This window comes from Okeania sp. SIO2B3 (assembly GCF_010672525.1).
Taxonomy (GTDB): domain Bacteria; phylum Cyanobacteriota; class Cyanobacteriia; order Cyanobacteriales; family Microcoleaceae; genus Okeania.
This window is the reverse complement of record NZ_JAAHGH010000002.1, coordinates 145203-168152: the sequence shown is the minus strand read 5'-3', so window position 1 is coordinate 168152 and position 22950 is coordinate 145203. Positions and strand designations below refer to the sequence as shown.

The 22950-nt window shown below is 36.0% G+C and carries 17 protein-coding genes and 2 pseudogenes; 8 read left to right on the top strand and 11 right to left on the bottom strand.

What is annotated here, in order from left to right; genetic code table 11:
- The first annotated feature begins 68 nt into the window (after window positions 1-68).
- Window positions 69-2552: a hypothetical protein gene (locus tag F6K15_RS01885; protein WP_293056413.1), complete on the top strand. Its 2484-nt coding sequence runs from the start codon at window positions 69-71 to the stop codon at window positions 2550-2552.
- On the opposite strand, the gene F6K15_RS01880 is transcribed toward F6K15_RS01885, so the two are convergent.
- Window positions 2485-3054: a Fur family transcriptional regulator gene (locus tag F6K15_RS01880; protein WP_293056411.1), complete on the bottom strand. Its 570-nt coding sequence runs from the start codon at window positions 3052-3054 to the stop codon at window positions 2485-2487. The genes F6K15_RS01885 and F6K15_RS01880 overlap by 68 nt on opposite strands.
- A 732-nt stretch (window positions 3055-3786) precedes the next feature.
- On the opposite strand from F6K15_RS01880, the gene F6K15_RS01875 reads away from it, so the two are divergent.
- Window positions 3787-4536, top strand: coding sequence for a hypothetical protein (locus F6K15_RS01875; RefSeq protein ID WP_293056409.1), 750 nt, complete (start codon window positions 3787-3789; stop codon window positions 4534-4536).
- Here F6K15_RS01875 and F6K15_RS01870 read toward each other — a convergent pair.
- Window positions 4496-4666 carry a hypothetical protein gene (locus F6K15_RS01870; RefSeq protein WP_293056406.1) on the bottom strand — a complete coding sequence of 57 codons (171 nt, stop codon included), beginning with the start codon at window positions 4664-4666 and terminating at the stop codon, window positions 4496-4498. The two genes, F6K15_RS01875 and F6K15_RS01870, sit on opposite strands and share 41 nt — an antisense overlap.
- Window positions 4667-5160: 494 nt before the next feature.
- Here F6K15_RS01870 and fdhD point away from each other — a divergent pair, with 494 nt between their 5' ends.
- Window positions 5161-6000, top strand: a complete 840-nt coding sequence (gene fdhD / locus F6K15_RS01865) for a formate dehydrogenase accessory sulfurtransferase FdhD (protein ID WP_293056404.1) — start codon at window positions 5161-5163, stop codon at window positions 5998-6000.
- 1340 nt (window positions 6001-7340) lie between these two features.
- Here the strand turns inward: fdhD and F6K15_RS01860 are convergent.
- Window positions 7341-8759 carry a BCD family MFS transporter gene (locus F6K15_RS01860; protein WP_293056402.1) on the bottom strand — a complete coding sequence of 473 codons (1419 nt, stop codon included), beginning with the start codon at window positions 8757-8759 and terminating at the stop codon, window positions 7341-7343.
- Window positions 8760-9981: 1222 nt separating this feature from the next.
- Between F6K15_RS01860 and F6K15_RS01855 the strand changes: the two genes are divergently transcribed.
- Window positions 9982-10926: an aldo/keto reductase gene (locus F6K15_RS01855; RefSeq protein WP_293056400.1), complete on the top strand. Its 945-nt coding sequence runs from the start codon at window positions 9982-9984 to the stop codon at window positions 10924-10926.
- A 675-nt stretch (window positions 10927-11601) separates the two neighbouring features.
- On the opposite strand, the pseudogene F6K15_RS01850 reads toward F6K15_RS01855, so the two are convergent.
- The 4 genes and pseudogenes from F6K15_RS01850 to glmS all read right to left on the bottom strand — a co-directional run.
- A pseudogene (locus tag F6K15_RS01850) lies at window positions 11602-11724 on the bottom strand (hypothetical protein); the annotation flags it as partial.
- 22 nt (window positions 11725-11746) lie between these two features.
- Window positions 11747-12052: pseudogene (locus tag F6K15_RS01845) on the bottom strand (DUF5615 family PIN-like protein); the annotation flags it as partial.
- Between the two features lie 53 nt (window positions 12053-12105).
- Window positions 12106-12387 (bottom strand): DUF433 domain-containing protein, encoded by a 282-nt coding sequence (locus F6K15_RS01840; RefSeq protein ID WP_363267101.1) that lies wholly within the window; start codon window positions 12385-12387, stop codon window positions 12106-12108.
- Window positions 12388-13952: 1565 nt separating this feature from the next.
- The gene (glmS, locus tag F6K15_RS01835) at window positions 13953-15836 is read right to left on the bottom strand and encodes a glutamine--fructose-6-phosphate transaminase (isomerizing) (protein ID WP_293056395.1); all 1884 of its coding nucleotides are present in this window, start codon (window positions 15834-15836) and stop codon (window positions 13953-13955) included.
- Window positions 15837-16110: 274 nt separating this feature from the next.
- On the opposite strand from glmS, the gene F6K15_RS01830 reads away from it, so the two are divergent.
- From F6K15_RS01830 to F6K15_RS01820, 3 genes are all read left to right on the top strand, one after another.
- Window positions 16111-16449 (top strand): hypothetical protein, encoded by a 339-nt coding sequence (locus F6K15_RS01830; RefSeq protein ID WP_293056393.1) that lies wholly within the window; start codon window positions 16111-16113, stop codon window positions 16447-16449.
- A gap of 414 nt (window positions 16450-16863) precedes the next feature.
- Window positions 16864-17541: a 2OG-Fe(II) oxygenase gene (locus F6K15_RS01825; protein WP_293056391.1), complete on the top strand. Its 678-nt coding sequence runs from the start codon at window positions 16864-16866 to the stop codon at window positions 17539-17541.
- A 267-nt stretch (window positions 17542-17808) separates the two neighbouring features.
- Complete coding sequence (locus F6K15_RS01820; RefSeq protein ID WP_293056389.1) at window positions 17809-18489, top strand: 2OG-Fe(II) oxygenase; 681 nt, start codon at window positions 17809-17811, stop codon at window positions 18487-18489.
- A gap of 202 nt (window positions 18490-18691) precedes the next feature.
- Here the strand turns inward: F6K15_RS01820 and F6K15_RS01815 are convergent, their stop codons facing one another.
- The 4 genes from F6K15_RS01815 to psaC form a co-directional block, all read right to left on the bottom strand.
- Complete coding sequence (locus tag F6K15_RS01815; protein WP_293056387.1) at window positions 18692-20107, bottom strand: MATE family efflux transporter; 1416 nt, start codon at window positions 20105-20107, stop codon at window positions 18692-18694.
- 20 nt (window positions 20108-20127) lie between these two features.
- Entirely contained in the window at window positions 20128-20820 is a 693-nt protein-coding gene (locus tag F6K15_RS01810) for a CatA-like O-acetyltransferase (protein WP_293056385.1), read from the bottom strand.
- 34 nt (window positions 20821-20854) lie between these two features.
- Window positions 20855-21352 (bottom strand): cupin domain-containing protein, encoded by a 498-nt coding sequence (locus F6K15_RS01805; RefSeq protein ID WP_293056383.1) that lies wholly within the window; start codon window positions 21350-21352, stop codon window positions 20855-20857.
- Window positions 21353-22136: 784 nt separating this feature from the next.
- Window positions 22137-22382, bottom strand: coding sequence for a photosystem I iron-sulfur center protein PsaC (gene psaC, locus F6K15_RS01800; protein WP_006616272.1), 246 nt, complete (start codon window positions 22380-22382; stop codon window positions 22137-22139).
- Window positions 22383-22656: 274 nt separating this feature from the next.
- On the opposite strand from psaC, the gene F6K15_RS01795 reads away from it, so the two are divergent.
- Entirely contained in the window at window positions 22657-22803 is a 147-nt protein-coding gene (locus F6K15_RS01795) for a hypothetical protein (RefSeq protein WP_293056321.1), read from the top strand.
- The last annotated feature ends 147 nt before the right edge of the window (window positions 22804-22950 follow it).

Below are 22950 nucleotides of genomic sequence, written 5' to 3'. Positions count from 1 at the left end.
GCAGAAAAAAAAATCTGATATAAATTAAAGTAATATATTATGTAAAGACACTCTGTAGACTTAAATAGATGTCAAACTGGGAATTTTTGCTACAGAAAGAAGGCGATCGAAGCTGGCTACCTCTAGAATCAGCCGATGTGGAAATTCTAGAAGGTCGTTATCGTATTGTGGCTCATACCCATATAGCCAATACAGAAGTCCAAATTCAGATTATTCACGATTCTACCGAAGAAGTCCCACCCTTAAGGCGAGTTCAGAAACGTTCTAGTCATACTCACTCTCAAGGTCTCATATCTATTATACCTTTTACCCGTCTCAAACCAGGTAAATGGGAATTTCGTTGTCAAAGTAAACCAACTACATCATCTGTCAAAGCAAAACAACATATTGTCCATTTAGAAGTATTACCCACTGATTATGATGATTCAGATTTCTCACAAACATTAGATGTTCAGAGTCAAGAACTATATCTATTAACAGATTCAGAAACTCAGCCAAATGAGTCGATTACTAATGAAAATATATCTGTTGTTTATAGTCAAATAAACTCAATAGATAATCCAGAGCAAAATACAGAAAAAAAAGATTTTGAATTAACATCTAAATCAGATGAAATAGAATTATTGGATGCTCAAATTGAAGAGCAAAATCCCACTAATTTACTAGATGATGATGAAGAAGATTTAAGTATTCAAGTTCACAACCAACTCGAAGATAAAAGTCATATATCAGATATTAAAGAGACAGAAAACAAATTACAAGAACTAACTGAAACTATCAGGCATAATTCATCAATACTTGGTCAATTTGAGCAAGAACAAGCAATAGAATTAGAGGTAAATCAAGAGACAGATACTAACGCTACTAATCAGACTAACTCTATTATAAATTATCCTTTAAAACTAACCTTAGACCAAGCATCTTATACTGCTCAACCAGGAGAAGCTTTAATTTTATCTGGTCAGATAGTCTTAGATAATCAACTTCAAAATCTTCAATCTACAGAAGATTTTAATCACCTTATATCGCAGAATACCTTAACAAAAAATGAGTCCTCCATTCCAGAAAATAATACTCCAATTGTTGATGGGAATTTGAAAATTTGTCTGCGTAATCCTCAAACTTCAGAAATTTTAATTGATGTACAACAAACTCTACCAGAGCAAGCTCCACCTATTATATTTGCTTGTACAATTAATGTTCCAGAAAATATTAAAACTAATTTAATATTAGGGCAAATTATCCTCACAAATAATACAGTTGCTTTAGCTAATACATCTTTTACAATTACAGCCCCACTACAGAATTGGTTGGCAGCAATTGATGATAATTTTAGTGAAGATGACCATCAGGGAATGGCTGATAAAATAACTCAGCCAGCAAGAAAACCAGAGCAAAAATCTCCTTCTTTTCAAGAGTTAGTAGAAAAAATTAATCAAGTTAAACCCGAAAAGGAATCCGATATAGAACAACCTTTACCACCACAGATATATCAACCTGTTGAAGAAGAGGGAGATTCTGGAGCGCTCAAATTACCAACCTTTGGAAACCCACCACCGGAAAAAATGGCCAAAGACAAGACTCTGATTAATGAGTTGTTGGCCAAGTCAAATGCTCCTCAAGATTCAGATGAATTAGATGATGTCTGGGGAGGTCCAGATAAACTTCCAGAAAAGACAAGTTTACAAGGGGAAGAAATAAAAGATTCAGAGTCGGAGTCGGAGTCGAACACTATTGAGGAAGAGGAAGTACCTATAAACCAGCAAAACCTTGTTCCCTTTCCGACAAAATTTGCTCCTAGAAAAGAGGCATTTAAGGCTTTGAATTTAGAGGATAAATTATTTGATCGGCTGAATTCCTTGGCTAATGATTCTGAGTTGTCCCAATGGATGAAGGCTTCTTCTTTATCTTCAACTGAAGAATTAGAAAATATATCAGATTCTAAAAATAAAGATGGAACAGATGATTTGCAAGATAGTGATTCTATCAATATGATAGTCGATGGTGAGGAACTTGTCAGTGAAAATTTTGATGAGACTAATTGGGAAGCACAAGAATTTGTGGTTGAAGATGAACATGATGAACAGTTAGACCGACAAGAAAAGCAATGGAATGATGACTTAGCAAATATTTCTCAGTCAGAAGATGAATCAATTTCTAGACAGCCTTATATTTTACCAGACGACCGACCAGTGCCAGTGCCTCATTTAGAAGTACTGGCTCAAGAGGTAGTTGCTGGAAAAGATGTAAAAGTTAGAGTACAATTACCAGAGGGTTTGCCTCGTATTTATGTTAAGATATGGGTTTACGACCGCCAAGCTCAAACAATAGTTGCAGGACCACATTGGTTAACTGATTTTATTCCTAATGGCATGGGGCAAGTAGAGGTAATTACAGAACTGTATATTGCTTATGGTTGTTTAGAAATAAAAATTGAGGCGATCGCAGCTGAAGTACAAACTAACCGCGAAAGTCATAGAGCAGTTATTGAGCATTTGGTAGTTCCTCCTCCTCCTCCAATTTTACCTTTTGATGATTTGAATTTGAGTTAGACATTTTTTGTAAGTGAGTTCTTGGGCAAGACCAACTTGTAGGTACTAAGGCAGGCCAACCTTTGCGTAAAGCTTCTACACAGACAGCATGAACTGTTAATTGGCAGTCTAACATTTGGACCCCTTCTTTTTCAGCCTGTTTCTGGCTAATTTTGGTTATAGAATCATCGTTAAATTCAAAAGTTTTGTGACATTGAAGACAGACTAGATGATGATGTTTATGATGGTTGGGGGAGTTAATCTCATAATGTTTGTGTCCTTCAGCTAATTCTAGTTCCCGCAAAATACCTACTTTTGTCAAGAGATGTAGGGTTCGGTAGACAGTAGAAAGGCTAATTTTTTCCTGTTGATGCAACAACAGATTATATATTTCTTCTGCATTTAAGTGTTTACCTTGAGGTAAGTGTTGAAACATTTGTAAAATAGTCTCCCTTTGGGGGGTCAAACGCCAACCTCTTTGATTTAGTTCAGACTTAAGTGAATCATGCTGATAGAATACCATTTTTATGATTGCCCAGATTTGCTTCTGAATAAATGCATTACTAATATGAATATATACTTATTGAGAGATTTTTGCAAGAGCTAATTTGGCTCAAGGCTGACTTATATTATGTCCGGTTGAATAGTAGGGGTAGGAGACAGGAGACAACCCACCCCTCGCCCCTCCCCCGACCGTGGAGGGGGAGACAGGAGGAACGGGGAATGAGCGAGGAGTTAGGATTCAACAATTAATTATTAATTAGGGTTTGCTGAAAAAGTCTTATGGGTGAGGGTAGCAGACAGGAGACAACCCACCCCTCGCCCCTCCCCCGACCGTGGAGGGGAAAGACAGGAGACAGGAGAAAAGGGAATTTAGAGGAGGTAGGAGTAAGAATTGTCCCAAGATTTTTCTGCCCAACTATGAGCCTAAAATACTCAGGACTTATGCACAGACACTAAATCAAGTGAGGGCGTTAGCGGAGCTTAACGTTAGTCAATGCCATTCGCCCCTACATATGGCGTTTTCAACGTTAATTTGGGTAAGTCCTTATACTAACTTTTTGAGCGTGAAGAGCTGAAAACCAGGCACTTTTTAAAGGCCCCAAAAAGGCTAAAACCTTTATCTGTAAATACTTTTAGATTTAATCAGCAAGCCCTAATTAATATTACTGAATAATTAATAATTAAATAATTTAGCTTTATTAGCTTCCCCTTTCAAGGGGAAAAAAGCGGTCGTTGCGGAGCTTCCCGTAGGGTGGGATGGCGAGGAAAACTGCGCCATATCCATGAGACCAAGAGAAGAAATTTTTTCCTTGCGGTTTCAGAGGTGAAAGATGATGCTAAAAAATTAGCAGCAATCTATGGGGATGGGTGGCAGAAAGATTTGGAAATTTATGGCAGTATAGATAAATATTTAGAGAAGAATATTGCTACTAAACCAGAGGAAGAAGTATTTGATGAAAAATTCACTTTTCGAGAAATTTATGTGCCACTTGAAGTAAAAACTGTTAACTCTCATGGGGAGATTGAACAAACAGCAACTCCTCAGAATATTCAGGAGTGGGCAAAAACAATTTTGCTCGATGAAAACAAAGACAAACAGGTGTTATTTATTCAAGCGGGCCCGGGAAGAGGAAAAAGTGTATTTTGCCGAATGTTTGCCGACTGGGTGCGCCAGGAATTACATCCTATTTATACACCTATTTTGATTCGGTTGCGGGATGTCAGAAATTTTGCAGCAAATATTGATGAGACTCTAACTAATGCCGTAGGTTGGGATTTTGTCAAGACTGATAGCGGTTGGTTGACAGACTGTAACACTCGGTTTCTGTTTTTGCTGGATGGGTTTGATGAATTGTTGTTGGAGCGCGGTGCAAGTAATGAGTTGAAAGTATTTTTAGACCAGGTGGCACAGTTTCAGAAACAGGCAGCAGAAAATAACGAGCGCGGTCATCGGGTTTTAATTATGTTTGCGCAGCATTCCGCAGGAAAGTCAGAGGCTTGAAATATTGAACTTGATTTTTTTTCATCCCCTTGTAGAGCGGTAGCTCGCGGCGCAGCCAAGGGGAGGCTTGAGACCCTATTTTTTGGTCATAGAGAAATAAATCAATAATAGGATTAATAGTATCTGTCATTTCAGTTATTAGTTAATAGTTATTAATATAAGTATGTAGGAGGGAAAATTTACAACTACGTCCGAAGAGACTGGAACAGAGTGGAAAGAAGTAATCTCAAAAGTTTAGACTGCATAAATATTTCGTTACATAGTTACGTTTATTCCTGCCTATATACTTAGTCGAAAAGAATCATTAGTGGATTACGACGAATAGCTATAATATTGTGTTAGTTAATAGAGTTATTCCCCTTTAACCAAACCTAGACGCTGAAACTTTTTGTGCTCATGGTTTATTTATTATCTGACCGATTTTGACGAATAAAATTTAATAACTGCTCAAATTTGCTAATTTTTTAACCTTAGCTGATAGCTGATGGCTGATAGCTGAATGCTTACAGTCAGAGAATGAAGCAAAAAGTCTCCAAAGAATTTCAAAATGGTACAGAAAAAAACAAAAAGTGAATGGAAAATAGCAATAAGTAAAGACACAAGAAAAAGATTAGGAAAAAAAATATGAACTATTCTCCTAGTAGCAAAACTAAAGCACAAATTTTAGTAGTAGAAGAGCGCATTTCTTTTACTCGTTATGACCAATTAGTAACAGAAGAACCTTTAGAAATTCGTCTGACTTTTCCGAAACAAACTATAGCAGTTACTATGCGGACTCCAGGAAATGATTTTGATTTAGCAGCAGGATTTCTCTATAGTGAAGGAATTATCAAAAATCGTGAAGATATTGAAAAAATTAGTTATTGTGTAGACCCAGAAATTGATGGGGAGCAACTCCAAAATATTCTTAATGTCACTCTTAAGTCTGAATTAAAACCAAATTTAAAAACCTTAGAAAGACATTTTTTTTCCTCTAGCGCTTGTGGAATTTGTGGTAAAGCAAGTATAGAATCTCTGCATATTAAAGGTTTTTCAGCTATTCCTTTAAAATCAAAAGTTCCGGCGGAAGTTATTTATAGTTTGCCTGAGAAATTAAGTAATGCTCAAAGGGTGTTTAAATCTACTGGTGGTTTACACGCTGCTGCTTTATTTGATACTCAAGGAGAATTGTTAAAATTGCGAGAAGATGTGGGTAGACATAATGCTTTAGATAAGTTGATAGGGTCAGAATTTTTAGCAGGTATATTACCTTTAAATAATCATATTGTTATGGTGAGTGGGCGGTCGAGTTTTGAGATTATACAAAAATGTATAACTGTAGGTGTGCCGATAGTTTGTGCTGTTTCTGCGCCTAGTAGTTTAGCCGTAGAAATAGCTAGGGAATTTAATATTACTTTGGTTGGATTTTTGCGGGGGAAAAAATTTAATATTTATTCTGGTGTGGAAAGAATTAGGGTTTGCTGAATAAAGTCTTTTTGTTCTTTGTAGGAGACAGGAGACAACCCACCCCTAACCCCTCCCAACCCACCCCTAGCCCCTCCCAGGAGGGGAGGGGAAGACAGGAGACAGGAGAAATGGCTTGGGAGCGAGGAGGTAGGAGTAAGAATTGTCCCAAGATTTTCTGCCCAACTCTTACCTAAAATACGCTCCTTTTTGAGCGTTTTAGATGTGATACCAGGCACTTTTTTCGACCCCAAAAAGGCACTTGTCTTTATATATCAATGCTTTTAGATTTAATCAGCAAGCCCGAATTAAAGTCAGTAAAAAAATGGAGTAACCCTAAATTTATACCTAAGAATTAACCAGCAATAACTAGGAATTTTCATCGTTTAATTTATCTCCAAAAAGTAGCGAACAAGAACTAAGAAATAAAAAGGAAAAAGATGATAGGGATAATGAAAAATTGCCACTCTTGTTCATCAAACCCCAATCTAATTTCTCTCTAGACTCCTATATTCTGAGTTCTTGTTCAAAACTAAGCTTTTACCACCTATCCCCAAATAATTTATTCACCCACCACCTCATATCTAGATGATGGTTAATCAGGATTACTTGAGAAATTTTTATCCCTCCATTTATCTGCAAGAAGTTATAAGTAAGAAGTAGGAAGTAAGAAGAGAAAAAATGATGGAGATCGGGAAAAATTGCCACTCTTGTTCATCAAACCCCAATCTAATTTTTCCCCAGACTCCTATATTCTGAGTTCTTGTTCAAAACTNAGCTTTTACCACCTATCCCCAAATAATTTATTCACCTACCACCTCATATCTAGATGATGGTTAATCAGGATTACTTGAGAAATTTTTATCCCTCCATTTATCTGCAAGAAGTTATAAGTAAGAAGTAGGAAGTAAGAAGAGAAAAAATGATGGAGATCGGGAAAAATTGCCACTCTTGTTCATCAAACCCCAATCTAATTTTTCCCCAGACTCCTATATTCTGAGTTCTTGTTCAAAACTAAGCTTTTACCACCTATCCCCAAATAATTTATTCACCCACCACCTCATATCTAGATGATGGTTAATCAGGATTACTTGAGAAATTTTTATCCCTCCATTTATCTGCAAGAAGTTATAAGTAAGAAGTAAGCAGGAAAAATATGATAGGGATACTAAAAAATTGCTACTTTTATCCATCAAACCCCAACCTAATTTCTCTCCATAATTCTGTATACTGAATTCTTCTTCAAACCTCCTCGCTCATTCCCAACCCACCCGCGGGTGGGTTGTCTCCTGTCTCCTACTCCTACTAAAAGACTTTTGAGCGCAAACCCTAATTATTAATTATTAATTATTAATTATTAATTAATCTAATTCTCCTTCTAAAATAGTAGCGATCGCTTGTTTAGAATTATCTTTAAATTCTCGTACATTGACTCGATTTAACAGAAAAATTGACAGTATCATTCCTATTCCTGCCATGAGAAAAACTAAGCCATAAGCAAGCATTGGAATATTAAATAAAAGCCTACCTAAATCTAAAGACGCACCACCAATAACTGTAGATAATCCTCTTGCCATTGCTTGAGCTAATCCCCAAGCACCGATAAAAGTTCCTGCTGTTTCTGCCACGGTTAAATCTAACATTAAACTTAGAGAAGCAGTAGTAGTTAAACCAGCAGCTAAACCATATAAAAATAAAGCTCCCTTAAATAAAGCAGGGTTGCCAGTAAACCCCGACATAACTATCAAAATAAAACTAATTGTTGTTGCTACACATCCCACTTTGAGAGAATTTTTCTTACCCAATCTTGGTACTACTAAAAATCCCGTTGTACCTAATCCGATTAAAGTTCCCATACCCGATACAGCATTCAATCTTGTAGTTTCAGAAATTGGCATAGAAAATATTTCTCCACCATAGGGTTCTAAAACTGCGTCCTGCATAAATAAACTAATAATTAATACAAATACAAATGTAAAAAATATGCCTGTTTGACGACTAGCTCTTAAAACTTTTAAAGTTGTTCCTAAAGTAACTTTATCTTCCCGATTAGCAATAGTTGAACGAGTGCGATAACGAGAGTATTTTTGTTCAACTCCCACTGTGGAAATAAAGGCAAAAATTAATACAATTGCTGGCACTTTAATAAACAAACTATTAACAGATGCCTTCACAGTTTCTAATGGTGCCCCCACCCCAACTTGTTTAAGTAAAATACTACTGGTAATTGCTCCAATAATAATTCCTACCATTAGCATCGACCAAACTATACCGACAACTTTAGAACGATTATCTTCATCAGAAATATCTACCAATAATGCAGCAAAAGGTGTAGAACTTGCACTTAAAGCCAAACCATAAATTATAAACATTAAACCCAACATTCCGACCCAAAAAAATGTGGGATTCGTCCAACCATTCACTTCTAAACTATCACCAACCTGCCACATAACTTGTACAGCAATAAAAGCAGTTAAAGTAAACAAAACTGCCCCTATCCACATATAACCTGTACGGTGTTGACCAAACAAAGGTTTAACATCAGACATTTGACCAAACCAAACCCTTGCTGGTGCCATAAATTGATATAATGATAAAGTAAATGCTACAATTGTGGCAGGTATTGTTAATTCAGTAATCATCACTCGGTTCAAAACTCCAAGTGTTAAAACTGACATTGTTCCTAATCCCATTTGATATAAACCTAATCTAAAAAATAGAAAGTTTTCTTGGATTAATTTGATAAATTTGAGTGGACTGGAAGAATCTTTGATTGTCATAACTATATGATTATTAAGTATTGAATAAGGAGTAAATTCAGTTATCAGTTATAGTAATTTCATTTGAGTTGCGTACCAAAAACTCGTCGCTTTTAGGCAACAGGCAACAGGCAACAGGGAACAGGTAAGAAGGTTTACCCGATTTTTACTGTTAGTAAATAACCAACTCTTGTTTGACATTTCATCTCATTTGAAAACGCTATATCAGTTATAGCAATCCTATTTCAGGTGCGGGTAAAAAAATCTTTGAATTTAGGGAACAGGCAACAGGGTTCAACAATTAATAATTAATAATTAATTATTAATTATTACCTCTCCTTGAAAATAAGAGGATTGGCTCAAAGGAAAAATTTGTCTTGTTTCTCCTTTAAAAGAGAGGCTTTAAACCTTAATTATTCGGTAAAAGTTTCAGAATTTTTATATATCCTTAGATTTTTTACAAATGATTTATGATTGCTATAGCCTCCTTTTTTAGTACCTCCTATAATAGGGAGGCGAGAAGATGCAAAATTTTCTGTTTTATCCTCATTAAAAAGGGAGGTTTGAGACCTGATTTTTTAAGTCAGTTGCCACAAACTAAGTAAGCATTTCCTGCGGAATGCTGCCCAAACAGCTATTAGCTGTTAGCTCTCAGCAAAAGCAGAGGTTTTTAATGAATTATAGACTGTTTCTGCCAGCTTTTATAGTAAGTACAAATTCTGACTCAATAAGTAAAGCTTTTATCTAAAACTAAAAGCAATAGCTGATGGCTGATAGCTGACCGCTGAATGCTTACCAAACTAGAAGACAAAATAATTATTCGGTGATTGTTGACTATGAACTAATTGAAAACTATCAATTTTATGACTTAATGGGCTTTTAAACCCTGTTATTCATACAGAAGCATTACTGAATTTTATTTTCAATTCTGAAGACTGATAACTGAATTATTTTTTGGTAAATTAACATCTATCTAGATTGAATTTTTACTGAAAATTGTTAGTCTAGTTCTAAGTATTATACCAAGCGTAAAAAAAGAATGTTACGAATTAATTTGGGCAATTAAAATACTTTATAGGAGATGTTTCTTGGACAAAAAAGATAAATTCAGACCTAAAAACTGCTATTAAAGCTATTCATTCTGACTCCTGACTCCTGACTCCTGACTCCTAAGAAATATCCTAGCTATTTGTAGCAAACATTTATCAATTTGTATTATACACTAATTAAGATTTTTTTGAACATGGCAACAACTACTTTAGGTAAAACAGGAATAACTGTTAATCCCATTTGTATTGGCACTTGGGCATGGGGGGATAAATTTTTCTGGAATTATGGCAGTAATTATGGAGCTAATGAAGTAGAAGCTGCTTTTCAAACTTCTTTAGAAGCAGGGATAAATTTCTTTGATACTGCTGAAGTTTATGGCAATGGTTTATCAGAAGAATTGCTGGGAAAATTTATGCAAAAAACTGAACAAACTGTGCAAATTGCGACTAAATATGGTCCTGTTCCTTGGCGTTTTTTTTCAGAGTCTATTGCTGATGCTGTTACTGCTAGTTTGAAACGATTAATGTTGCCGAAAGTTACTCTTTATCAAGTACATTGGCCGTTTACTTTTTTTATGAGTCAGGAAACTTTATTAAATGCTTTGGCTGATGAAGTAAAACAGGGCAGAATTGAAGCGGTTGGTGTTAGTAATTATTCGGCGGAAGAGATGCGTCAAGCTCATGCAATTCTGGAAAAACGAGGGGTAATTTTAGCAACTAATCAGGTGAGATATTCTCTGCTTTCTCGACAAATTGAAGCTCAAGGAATTTTAGATACAGCTGGAGAATTAGGGGTGACAATTTTAGCTTATAGTCCTTTGGCTCAAGGTTTATTAACTGGGAAATATACTGTGGAAAAACCGCCGACTGGCGCTCGTCAATTTGACTCTCGTTTCCATAAAAAGGGTTTGGAAAAAATTGATCCTGTGATGTTTTTGTTAAAACAAATTGGTGAAAAATATGACAAAACTCTGGCTCAGGTTGCTCTGAATTGGTTGGTTTTTCAAGATGGTGTGATTCCTATTGCTGGTTGTAAAAATTCTGAACAAGTTCGACAAAATTTAGGGGCTATTGGTTGGGAGATAAGTCAAGAGGAATTTAATCAGTTGGAAGAAGTTACTCGTCCTTGGTTGAAATAATAGGAAAGGAAAAGGAAAGGTTGGAATTTTGCTTTTGTCTTTACTACAACTACAACGTTGGAGTTAATTTAATTATTTATTAGTTCAGCTAGAATGGCGATCGCTCCTTTTTGTCTAAAAGTCTCTTTTTTTGTGTTGAATAAAAAGTCAGGCGTATGGGCAAACTTCCCCCAATATACTTATTCTACCACGGCTTTTTACCGAATGCAATTTATCTTCCTCTCTAGATTTTTTTGAGCTTCACAAAATGAGCAAACTTGAACTGATCTGAGCGATCGCTCCTTTTTGTCTAAAAGTCTCTTTTTTTTGTGTTGAATAAAAAGTCAGGCGTATGGGCGAACTTACCCCAATATACTTATACTACCACGGTTTTTTACCGAATGCAATCTATCTTCCTCTCTAGATTTTTTTGAAGCTTCACAAAATGAAAATTTTGCTAATGTACTACCCATATATTGTGTAACCGGATTCTATATTGTGGGAATTGACCAATCAGAACCTACTATTATTAAATTCATTCTGGGTCTGGGTCTTATTTGGGTGATCGCTCTGACTAAATTCTATATAAATGGTGAAAATCATGTAGTGCAGGCATCTTGCCCGCCATAGGTGTACCTCACAAAAACGGGAAGCGCTATACTATTCCACCGTAACCGACTTCGCCAAATTCCGTGGCTAATCCACATCCAAACCACAATGAGCAGCAATATGATAAGCTAACAACTGCAAAGGAATAACAGTCAACATCGGCGACAACAACTCATCCACCGCAGGCACCGCTAACACATTATCAAACAATCAGCGATCGCACTGATAACTGTTAAATAGGCAAATTGCGAACTCGGAAAGCATCATCGCTGACTGAAATAATTACCGCTGCTAATAATTGATTTTGACATTGACTCAGAACATTTTCTAATTGAGCGTTAACATTATTATAATTCTGATTTTTTAATCTAAAGATAATAACACTGGGTAAAGCACCCCCACTCCATGCTAGTAAATTGGTAAAATCTAAGTCCATTGTTAATAAAATTCGTTCCTCAGTTATAGCTTTAGCTAAGATATTTTCATCTGCCAATTTTTGTAACCCTTGTTCTCTTAAATGAACAATATCATAGCCTTGATTTCGGAGCCATTATACAGTTCTTTGAGAAATACCCACATCTGCTAGAAACTTCATGTTACTGATTCTAACTCCTGCCTTTTTTCAATAGGAATAACTCTTTCTTCAGCTAACCAAGCAGCATAAAACAAACATTGTTTAATATCCTCTAATTCTAAATCAGGATATTCCTCTAAAATTTCCTGATTAGGTTTCCCATTAGCAACTAAATTCTGAATTAAAGAAACAGGTATTCGCATTCCTCGAATACAAGCTTTTCCTGTCATAACTTTCGGGTCAAAAGTGATTCGTTCTAGTTGTTTTAACATGATTCTATTTTCCTTTTGTTTTAACATGATTCTATTTTCCTTTTTTTACAAAAAAATCAGTCTTTTCCACTCATAACTCTGTAATATCAAGATATTCAGCACTTTTATAAAAATATCTTTCAGGTAGTCTTGTTATAATAAAGTTAAAGTTAGGAGGCCAAAAAATATCCAGTAAAAAGAAATATAAACCTCCAGTATGATACAGATACTTTCGTATTATTTACTGTCTCAATAACCTTAACTATATATGGAGTAATTAAAAATGAGTATTCTCTCTGAACTTAAAAGTAGGAAACTTGGATTAATAGAATTAATCTCTATGGGATTTTATGTTTATCTGAAAAACTTGAAACCTATCCTACTGCTTTTTTGTACAATAAGTTTGCCTTTCTCGATAATTATGTCAGCTTTGACAACTGAGCTTCAAAATAGTCCTTCGGGATTATTTTTAGCATTTTATTATGTTTTTTTGATTTTTGTCATTCTTGTAAGTTTTATCTATTACATAGCCGTATCAGTTATTACAGATAATTATGTTCACGAAAGAAATACCAATTATCAAAGTGTTGTCAAAAAAATATTTGTGACCTTAGTTCCTCTATTCTTATTAAGTTTTAGGTTTGGGATTAATTATTTTCTTCGATGTCTACTACTTTTCATACCAGGAATAATTTACTTAGTCAATAATGGATATTATGGGCTTGCTTTTATTCTCCGAGACCAAAAGGGGGAACCCTCTTTCCTTTATAGTCGCTCTATAGTTGAAGGTAATTGGTGGAGAGTTTTCTTCTTCAGTTTTTTAGTGGGTTTAATATCTATTGGATTACAAATAGTCTTTAGTAAATTATTGAATACTATTCCTTTTATAAACCCTTTTTGGGTGTCCGTACTTTCAGAAACCTTACCCGCATTTATCACAATTGGAATTAGCCTTGGTGATATACTTCTATTTCTTAACTTAGAGTTCCAAAAAAATTTGGAGAGCTGATTAAATCCTAATCATTATAGAACCCATTTCCTATCTATAAATAGGACTTACGCAGAAACCGAGTTTATTTGCGGAAATTTCGTGGTTTTAACAACAAAATCGCGACAATAAACCCAGTTTCTTGAACACTTTGTGTAAGTCTTGATTATATCCAACCTCCCTACTTTGTGGTCTACTCATACCATTTTAATTTTAATAAATTTACCCCGTAAATATAAATTATTAAGCCCCCTTTCAAAGCTATCCCTTATAAGGAACTCCTGAAACCCTTGTAGGAAGGTGGGGAAGAGGGGGAAGAGGGGGAAGAGGGGGAAGAGGGGGAAGTAAGAATTTTGTCTACAGTCCTCACACTTGCGTGTATTTTTCAATACAATTTTCTCCCGAAAAAGCCGCTCTTAGACTTACACATAACTTGTCTTTTTTGTCTACGTTTTATGTTAAGAAAGATGTTTATAAAGCATAGCTTTCAAAGTGGGGTTTGGGGGGATTAAAAATCAAGTATTTCCACAGAAGATACTGATAACTGAAAAGGGGAGTTTGGTGAGATTAAAAATCAAGTATTTCAACAGAAAATACTGATAACTGATAACTGATAACTGAAACATTACTCCACAGTCACCGACTTCGCCAAATTTCGCGGCTGATCCACATCCAAACCACGATGAGCAGCAATATGATAAGCTAACAACTGCAAAGGAATAACCGTCAACATCGGAGACAACAACTCATCCACAGCAGGCACTGCCAACACATTATCAAAAACATCCGCTTCGGTACTTTCAGGAGTCACCCCAATTAACTGCGCATCCCTCGCTTTAGCTTCCTGAGCATTAGAAAGCACCTTCTCATATACTAAACCAGGCATAGCGATCGCAACTACAGGTACTTTATCATCCAACAAAGCGATCGGACCATGTTTCATCTCACCAGCGGGATATCCTTCTGCATGAATATAACTAATTTCTTTCAGTTTAAGAGCACCTTCTAAAGCAATTGGATAATTAATTCCTCTACCCACAAATATAAAATCTTGAGTATCATTAAACTGGTGAGCAAAGTCTTCTATTTGGCTATCTTGAGTTTCTAATATCTGTTCCATTTGTGCAGGTATCTGTCGCAAACCATTAACAATTTCTGCAATTTGTTTGCCAGATAAATATTGTTTTTGCCAGCTTAATTCTAGAGCCAATAAATAAAACGCCATTACCTGTGCCACAAATGTTTTAGTTGCAGCAACACCAATTTCAATACCTCCCCGAATATCAATAATTTGAGTTACTAAACTAGCAAGAGAACTTTCACTCCGATTAGTAATTCCTAGCAACCTTGATGAAAATTCGGCTGGTTTATCTAAACGTCGTTGTTGTTCCATTGCCAAAGCTGCCAAAGTATCTGCTGTTTCTCCAGACTGAGTCACACCAATTGTCAAAGTATTTTTCTTCAGAGGAGAAGGTGCATAACGAGCTTCAGAAGCATAATTAACTGTAGTTGAAATTCCCGCTAATTGTTCCAATAAATATTTCCCAATTAAACTAGCGTGCCAACTCGTACCACAGGCAAATATTTCAACTTGTTCTAAGTCTTGATATAGAGCAGGAGATAATTCTAAATTAGTCGGAGAAACACCATCGTTATTAATATCCCAATCACTATTAATATAAGTTTCTAAACAACCCCGAATAACATTTGGTTGCTCGTAAATTTCCTTGAGCATAAAATGTTTAAAAATATTTTTATCAACCAAAGTCGGACTCCAGTTAAGAATGCGGGGTACTTTATTCAAGCGATCGCCTGCAAAGTTATAAATTTCCACCCCCAGAGGTGTTAAACGAGCCATTTCACCATTTTCTAAACTGACAACAACTTGAGTATGGGATACAAGAGCAGGAGTATCAGAAGCACAGAAAAATTCTCCCTGTCCTAAACCAATAGATATAGGAGCTTGCTGTCTAGCAACAATAAGTTCATTGGGATAGTCTGCACAAACAACAGCGATCGCAAATGCTCCATCCAGTTTATTCACAGTCTGACGTACAGCTTCTAAAAATGCTTCCCTTTTGCCTTCAGTAAAATTAGATAAAAATTCTGCGATCGAGTGGGGGATAACTTCCGTATCAGTATCAGAAATAAATTTATGTCCCCGCTCTTCTAATTCTTTGCGTAACTCTCGGTAATTTTCAACAATTCCATTTTGAACTACTGCCACTCGTCCAGTATCGTCAGTATGAGGATGAGCATTATATTCTTCCGGTTTGCCATGAGTCGCCCAACGAGTATGACCAATACCAATATTCGCTGGTGCTTCTATTCCGGCCAATTTTTCCCGCAGGTTGTGTAGTTTACCCTTAGCGCGGACAGATTTAATTTGTCCCTCCCAAACAGTGGCCAGTCCGGCAGAATCATAACCCCGATATTCTAGTTTTTCTAGTCCAGATAGTAAAATTTCTGTAGCTGACTGCGTACCAATATAACCAACAATTCCACACATTTTATTTTTTATTCTGACTAACTTTGACTATATATAATACTTACTCAAAGTTAGTTATCCCGTAGGAGAATCAGGTTTTTCTTTGCCATAGTAATTGCAGGTTTTGTTAGGACAATTCTCAAATTCTCCGATATGAGTAAAGCTATAAATTATATCATGTCCTCTCGAATACTTATTATCCTTACCGAATAATTAAGGTAAAATGCCTATCCTTATGGGATATAATTGCAGCACAAATTCTCTAAATCGAAATATTCTAAACGGAGTTAAAAAAATGGTCCAACTAACAGTTTTGGATAAGCTCACCCCATTTATAGAAGATGATTTGAAAGTTCCAGGTCCTCCAGGACCTCCCGCACCAGTAGAAGGTGAATTGAGAATTCCAGGTCCTCCAGGTCCTCCCGCACCAGTAGAAGGTGAATTGAGAATTCCAGGTCCTCCAGGTCCTCCCGCACCAGTAGAGGGTGAATTGAGAATTCCAGGTCCTCCAGGTCCTCCCGCACTAGTAGAGGGTGAATTGAGAATTCCAGGTCCTCCAGGACCCCCTGCTCCAGTAGAGGGTGAATTGAGAATTCCAGGTCCTCCAGGACCTCCTGCTCCAGTAGGAAATTAGCGAAAAATTAGGCAAATTTTTAGGATAACAGGACTTACGCAAAGGCACTACATATAGTAGATAAAAACTATAGCACTATGGTATATATGGTGTTTTTGTCGGAAAAATGCGTAAGTCCTGGATAAGTAAAATATATAATTAACATTTCATTGATTGAGGTGTTGCTGATTTGAGAAACTAAGTTCCTATATATAATCTCCTTATTCAGCAACACCGGATTTTTTGAGTTGAAAATACTATATATGGAGTGTCTTTGTGTAAGACCAAGCTGATTAATTTTCAAATTAAGTAAAAAGTGGCTAACATCAATAGATATCTCCGATAATCAAAAATAAAATCAATTATTATCGATAAATTATCAATTACTATCCTCTCCATACCTGTTCCCTGTTCCCTATTCACTCTTTTCTGGAGATGTCTAATATACAAAAGACTCAACCGAATATCAAAATTGACCCCACATCAACTCCTCAAACAGAAATTTTAGAATCTCACTATTTACTTAAAAAAAATTTCCTCAGCTATTCAGAAAATCAGCAATTATTGAATTATGCGTTGCAAAAAAAATCAGATTTTTTACCTACTATAGTATCAAATTATTCAAGCACAAATAGGTTGAATTTTGATGAAAATCAACATTGTCCTTTAGTCTTGCAATCTTTCCCTCAATTCGAGGAATTAATAGTTCAAAAAATTCAAGAAATTTTACCAGATGTATTCGCCAAATTACATATTCCAGAATTTCCAATTGGTAAATTTGAAAATCGGTTAACTGCTTATAACGACCGGAATTTTTATCAGGTTCATATTGATAATAAACATCCTGGAATTGATACGAGAACAGTAACTTATGTTTACTATTGCTATCAAGAACCTAAAGCCTTTACAGGTGGTAACTTAAAGATTTATGATAGTAAAATTCAGGGAAAATATTATTCAAAAGCTGATACATTTAAAACCATAGAACCAGAAAACAATAGTATTGTATTTTTTCTCAGTAGTTATCTACACGAAGTTTTGCCAATAAGTTGTCCGTCTCAAGCTTTTGCAGACAGTCGTTTTACTGTTAATGGTTGGATACATTGTAAATAAGCATTTCCTACGGAATGCTGCGCAAACAGCCGTCAGCTATCAGCCATCAGCTATAAATAAAATTTAAGGACTGACAGTACCGACAGTACCAAAGAAATACTGAAATTATCAATACTATTCTCCAATATTTCCTCTTTCCCTCCTTTTTTCCCTCCTTCCATCCTGTACGGGCGAATGGCCATTCGCCCCTACTTTCTGACTCCTCACAACAGTTATTTATAAGTATTCAACCGAACATGATATTACTAATTTCACATGAGTTAAAAAATGGCTAACATTGAAATACAACAAACTCAACCGAATATCAAAACTGACCCCGACCCAACTCCTCAAATAGAAATTTTAGAATCTAATTATTTACTTAGAGAAAATTTCCTCAGCTATTCAGAAAATCAACAATTATTGAATTATGTGTTGCCAAAAGAATCAGATTTTGTCCCGGCAGTAGTATCGAATGAGCCAACCACAAATAGGTTTAAAAATAACGAAAATCGACGTGCTTTAGTATTACCATCTTTTGCTAAATTCGAGGAATTAATTGTTAAAAAAATTCAAGAAATTTTGCCAGATGTATTCACAAAATTAAATGTTCCGGAATTTTCAATTAGTAAATTTGAAACTCAGTTAACGGCTCATAACGACCGGAACTTCTACAAGACTCATGTTGATAATCAATATCCTGTTGATACGAGAGTTATTACTTATGTTTACTATTTTTATCAACAACCCAAAGCATTTACAGGTGGAAATTTAAGAATTTACGACAGTAAAATTCAGGGAAAATATTATTCAACAGCTAATACATTTAAAACCATAGAGCCAAAAAACAATAGTATTGTATTTTTCTTCAGTAGTTATCTACACGAAGTTTTGCCAGTAAGTTGCCCATCTCAAGCTTTTGCAGACAGTCGCTTTACTATTAATGGTTGGATACATCGCACTAATTAGGGTTTGCTGATGGAAGTCTTTTTGTTGAGGTAGGGACCCACCCCTCGCCCCTCCCCCTCCCAGGAGGGGAAAATAAACCCACCCCTAACCCCTCCCAGGAGGGGAAAAAGGGAGTAGGGAGTAGTTAAGAGTCAGGAGAAATGGGAGCTATAGAGGAGGTAGTCGTTCATAATGGTTTCTTGAGCTGACTGCTGATTGCTGATTACTTATTTAAGAACACCTTAATTCCTAATATTATAGCTCTTGTAGCTATAAACAATAAGAAAGCTAACCACAAAAGAGCGGAAGAATTTAATTGCCAAGCGATAAATGCTACAAGCAAAAATCCAATTAAAGAACCAGCTCTACTTCTGAGAACAACCAAGCTTTTGTTTAAACCATTGAAATATCCATCCAAAACATGAGCCATAGACATACAGACAAGTAGTGGCAGTAACCAAAAAACCTGATTACTAACAATAGCAATTAATTCAGCATTATTTGTGAATACCCCAAAGAGTTGCTCTGGAAATAAGACAAATATTGAAGCAATAGGTAGTACTAAACTGAACCCAATCAGAAAAGAAAATTTCAGAATAGGGAGTAATTTTTGATTAACTCCAGCACCATAATAACTTCCCACTAAAACTTGCGTTGTTGAAGCCAGCCCCCCAAGTATATTAGTTGACATACTAACTATTTGAAACATTAAGCTATTACTCAGTAAGATCAAAGTGCCAAAACTTGCGCTCAGGTTGATGAAAATTACATAGGTCAAGATAGATATGACTGTAGCAATAAAAAAGTTTCCCTTTAGCTGAAAAGTAGTTTTCAGTTCCTGTAGTTGAAATATCTTTTGATATATTCTCGGAATTAACGCCCGAAGGTTTTCCCAAGGCAAGAATATTATTCCTACAACCAAAGTCAGATACTGACTAGCTGCTGTTGCTATCCCGGCACCGAAACTCCCCCATCCCCAATTCACTATCAATAAGTAATCCAGAAATATATTTGTTCCACCTACAACCAATGACATTGCTAAAATTTTATTCCCTTGTTGTTGTGCCACAAACCAACCCATCAGTACCATGTTAATCAGAGTGGGAGGAGCATCCCAAATTCTGCCTTGAAAATATTTTTGACCTAGAGCTTTAACTTCTGGAGTGCCAGCAAGTAAGTGAAATCCTATTTTCTGTAGCGGGTTTTGCAACAGCAGTATCAGCACTCCTAAAAGTAAAGCTATCAAACAGTTGCGTAGTAAAACCAGCAGAACTTGATGGCGATCGCCACGTCCTGATGCTTGAGCTGTTAGTCCAGTTGTTCCTACATATAGGAAAAGACAACTCCAGTAAAGATAGTTGAAAATTACACTAGCAAGAGAAACTCCTGCTAAGTGATGAATATTAGGCAAATGTCCTAAGAATGTTGTATCTACTAAACCTGCTAGAGGAACTATGATGTCTGAAAGAATATTGACAGTAGTGAACCGCAGGAAACGAGGGCGAAAATTTTCTGGTGAGTTTTGCTGGTTGAGATTCTTGTTTCCCAGACTTTGGGAGCCTAAATTTGCTCTCTCAAATTCTATTTCCTCAGTGAGTAAATGATTTTTTTCTTTGATTCTTTTGCTTGCCTTGTTCAAAATTGTTTCCCTCAGTTAAATTAAACTGTTATCAACAAATTTTGATAGGTTTGCATGAGATTGTTCAACACATAGGGATCTGTATTTGCATGGTCGAAGGTAATGCTTAACGGAACAGTCTGTCTTTGGTACAAATTGTGGCGTTGTCCAAAGTAAAATATAGACCGACCAGCTTTCATAACTTCACTGTGCATTTGAAATGATGTAAAGTTTAAGTAAGGTAGGTTGCCAATAAAATGAGAAATCTCCCATATAAGTCTAGGAACAGAATCAGTATCCATGTTGTAGTGTCCAATAGAGTCTCGATATACCCTACAAAACTTTGTCCAATCCATGGAAATAACATCATTAATAATCACATTTTTAAACCTATTATCTCCACCAACAGCAATAGGGAAAAAAACTGGAAGATTTTTAAACAGATACCATTCCCCATCAATTTTACGGGTACAAAAAGTCCACTCCAGAGATAAAGCTTTAACTAAATTCCAGACAAGATAACCTTGAAAAGATGCTCCTTGAGTATTTTGAAAAGACCTTTCATAAACCTCACGAGGTTTTACCAAGTCTAAGTGTATAGTTACTGAAAGGTTTGGGTTCAAAACAATTTCTTCATTATGGAAATAACGGAAAGCCCACTGTTGATATTTGCTTAATTCATCTAGGTTGAGTTTAGTACCCTGATATCTTTCTAAAGCTTCTTGTAAATCCATTTCACTACTTTTTTTTACCTGAATATTTCAAGTATTATGTTAATATCAAGCAATTTTTTACCGCGAAGTAGAACTCTCTTCTCAATCTGCATATCTTAAAGTCTACAGAGCCATCACTCCTGATAATCCCAGGCGTTTGAGTCGATAGGAAAAGTGTAGCTTTATCTCCTACCTCAAAACCATGGCTAATACTTTTTGGGAAATCAAGCACATCACCTGGTTGGTAAGGTATAGGCTTTCCCTTAATAACTACAACACCAGTTCCAGTAATTATTTTGATAATTGCATCTGGTTCATCATGGATATGAGCTCTATGACGAGAATTAGGCAGATACATTACAAGTTCTTCAACAATTAGCGCTTGTCCCGGTCGGGAAAATACCCCCAACCTTGCAACTGCAAAAGGTGGAGAATCTTCGATGACCTTAATTGGCATAAATTGACCCACAAGCTCTCTCATTGCTGAAGCAATCTTGTTGTAATTTGTAGTATTATCTACAAAATTAATTACTTCATTTAAATTGGGTGTCATTTCAGTTATCAGTTATCAGTAACTCGTGCAATAGGGAGGCTTGAAATACTTAGGACTTACCTAATAATTAATTATTAATAATTAAATAATTCGCGCCTTGAAGCCTGCCCCTTGATCGGGGAAAAAAAGCGGTCTCCGGATGGCGATCTTCGGAACGGGTCTGCAAGAACGGGTCTCCTCGCTGTCTGACCATCGACCAAGAGAAGAAATAATATCTCCTTATATTCAATTCCGTAGCGGTTAAAACCCGAGGTAATTATCAATTATCAATTATCCATTAATGAAGCAGATACGCTATATATACTGGTCAAAACTATTGTCCAATAGTTACTGGACTCTATACATATTGCCTTTGCGTAAGTCCTGATACTAAAGTTTATTTTTTTCATCCCCTTAAACGGCTATGTTTTATAAACATATTTCTTAAGATAAAACTTGGCAAAAGAGATAAGTCATGGAATTGCCATTGAATCAATATTTTGCAAGAGTAAACCTATTTAAGAATAGGCTTTTCCATCATTTTATTTTCCCAAACTCCTGTAATAATTGTAGAAACTAAATAAAAAATAGAGGGAAAATTATTAATTCCCTCTACAAAATTTTTTATTTATTATACCTTATAAAAATCGCAGGAAAGGTTAGGACAGATCAAAAGCTTAAAACTCAGAAAACGTAAGATTTTTCCTTCTTCCTTCTTTCTTCTTCCTTCTTTCTTCTGCTATATCTAAAATTTTCCAACCCTCTATTAAATCTAAAATCAAAAACCAATAGAGGGAAAGGAGTATTAGTAAGCCAGACCCATACTGCGAGTAGTTTCAGCACCCAGATAAACCCGGACACTCAAAAAGTCAGTGGGACAAGCAGTCTCACAACGCTTACAACCAATGCAATCTTCAGTACGAGGAGATGAAGCAATTTGGCCTGCCTTACAACCATCCCAAGGTACCATTTCTAGAACGTCTAATGGACAAGCACGAACACACTGGGTGCAACCGATGCAAGTATCATAAATTTTTACTGAATGAGACATGAATTAAATTCTCCCAACAAATTGATTTTGCCGTACCTGCATAAAGGCAGATGAGACAGCAAGTTTTAGAAGTGAATGCTTCGACTTAGTTTACCGCACCACTTCTCATCCTTGATAAACATTGTTGAAAAACTTAAAATATCTCAATGTTCGGGTAAATTAGTGATGTAATGACCAAACTTTTTCAGAGTAGAGAAGCACACCTCTGAATTTATAGCGCTGTGCTCAGGCAACAGGCAACAGGGGGAAGAAAAAACGGTGGTGGTGCATAGTAATGGTAAAGGAGTGTGGGGAGATGGGGAGATGGGGGGATGGGGAGATGGGGGGATGGGGAGATGGGGAGATGGGGAGTATGAGAGAAATTAAAGAATATGTATCCTACCATTACCATGCAGGACTATCGAAAAAACTAACAATATAAGATTTTTCGCTATTGGACAGTTCTTGTAATTTGTAAATATGCCAGCGCACATTGCTATATATAGCAGTCGCCATTACTGTTAGGACATTCTTGCTCCTCTCAAATTTAGTCACAGCAATAATGTACGGGCGAACGCCGTTCGCCCCT

Bases quoted from the DNA above. Each gene is read 5' to 3' on its own strand.
- F6K15_RS01885 (WP_293056413.1), top strand. From the start codon at position 69: ATGTCAAACTGGGAATTTTTGCTACAGAAAGAAGGCGATCGAAGCTGG.
- F6K15_RS01880 (WP_293056411.1), bottom strand. From the start codon at position 3,054: ATGGTATTCTATCAGCATGATTCACTTAAGTCTGAACTAAATCAAAGA.
- F6K15_RS01870 (WP_293056406.1), bottom strand. From the start codon at position 4,666: ATGACAGATACTATTAATCCTATTATTGATTTATTTCTCTATGACCAA.
- fdhD (WP_293056404.1), top strand. From the start codon at position 5,161: ATGAACTATTCTCCTAGTAGCAAAACTAAAGCACAAATTTTAGTAGTA.
- F6K15_RS01860 (WP_293056402.1), bottom strand. From the start codon at position 8,759: ATGACAATCAAAGATTCTTCCAGTCCACTCAAATTTATCAAATTAATC.
- F6K15_RS01855 (WP_293056400.1), top strand. From the start codon at position 9,982: ATGGCAACAACTACTTTAGGTAAAACAGGAATAACTGTTAATCCCATT.
- F6K15_RS01840 (WP_363267101.1), bottom strand. From the start codon at position 12,387: ATGTTAAAACAAAAGGAAAATAGAATCATGTTAAAACAACTAGAACGA.
- glmS (WP_293056395.1), bottom strand. From the start codon at position 15,836: ATGTGTGGAATTGTTGGTTATATTGGTACGCAGTCAGCTACAGAAATT.
- F6K15_RS01830 (WP_293056393.1), top strand. From the start codon at position 16,111: ATGGTCCAACTAACAGTTTTGGATAAGCTCACCCCATTTATAGAAGAT.
- F6K15_RS01825 (WP_293056391.1), top strand. From the start codon at position 16,864: ATGTCTAATATACAAAAGACTCAACCGAATATCAAAATTGACCCCACA.
- F6K15_RS01820 (WP_293056389.1), top strand. From the start codon at position 17,809: ATGGCTAACATTGAAATACAACAAACTCAACCGAATATCAAAACTGAC.
- F6K15_RS01810 (WP_293056385.1), bottom strand. From the start codon at position 20,820: ATGGATTTACAAGAAGCTTTAGAAAGATATCAGGGTACTAAACTCAAC.
- F6K15_RS01805 (WP_293056383.1), bottom strand. From the start codon at position 21,352: ATGACACCCAATTTAAATGAAGTAATTAATTTTGTAGATAATACTACA.
- psaC (WP_006616272.1), bottom strand. From the start codon at position 22,382: ATGTCTCATTCAGTAAAAATTTATGATACTTGCATCGGTTGCACCCAG.
- F6K15_RS01795 (WP_293056321.1), top strand. From the start codon at position 22,657: ATGGTAAAGGAGTGTGGGGAGATGGGGAGATGGGGGGATGGGGAGATG.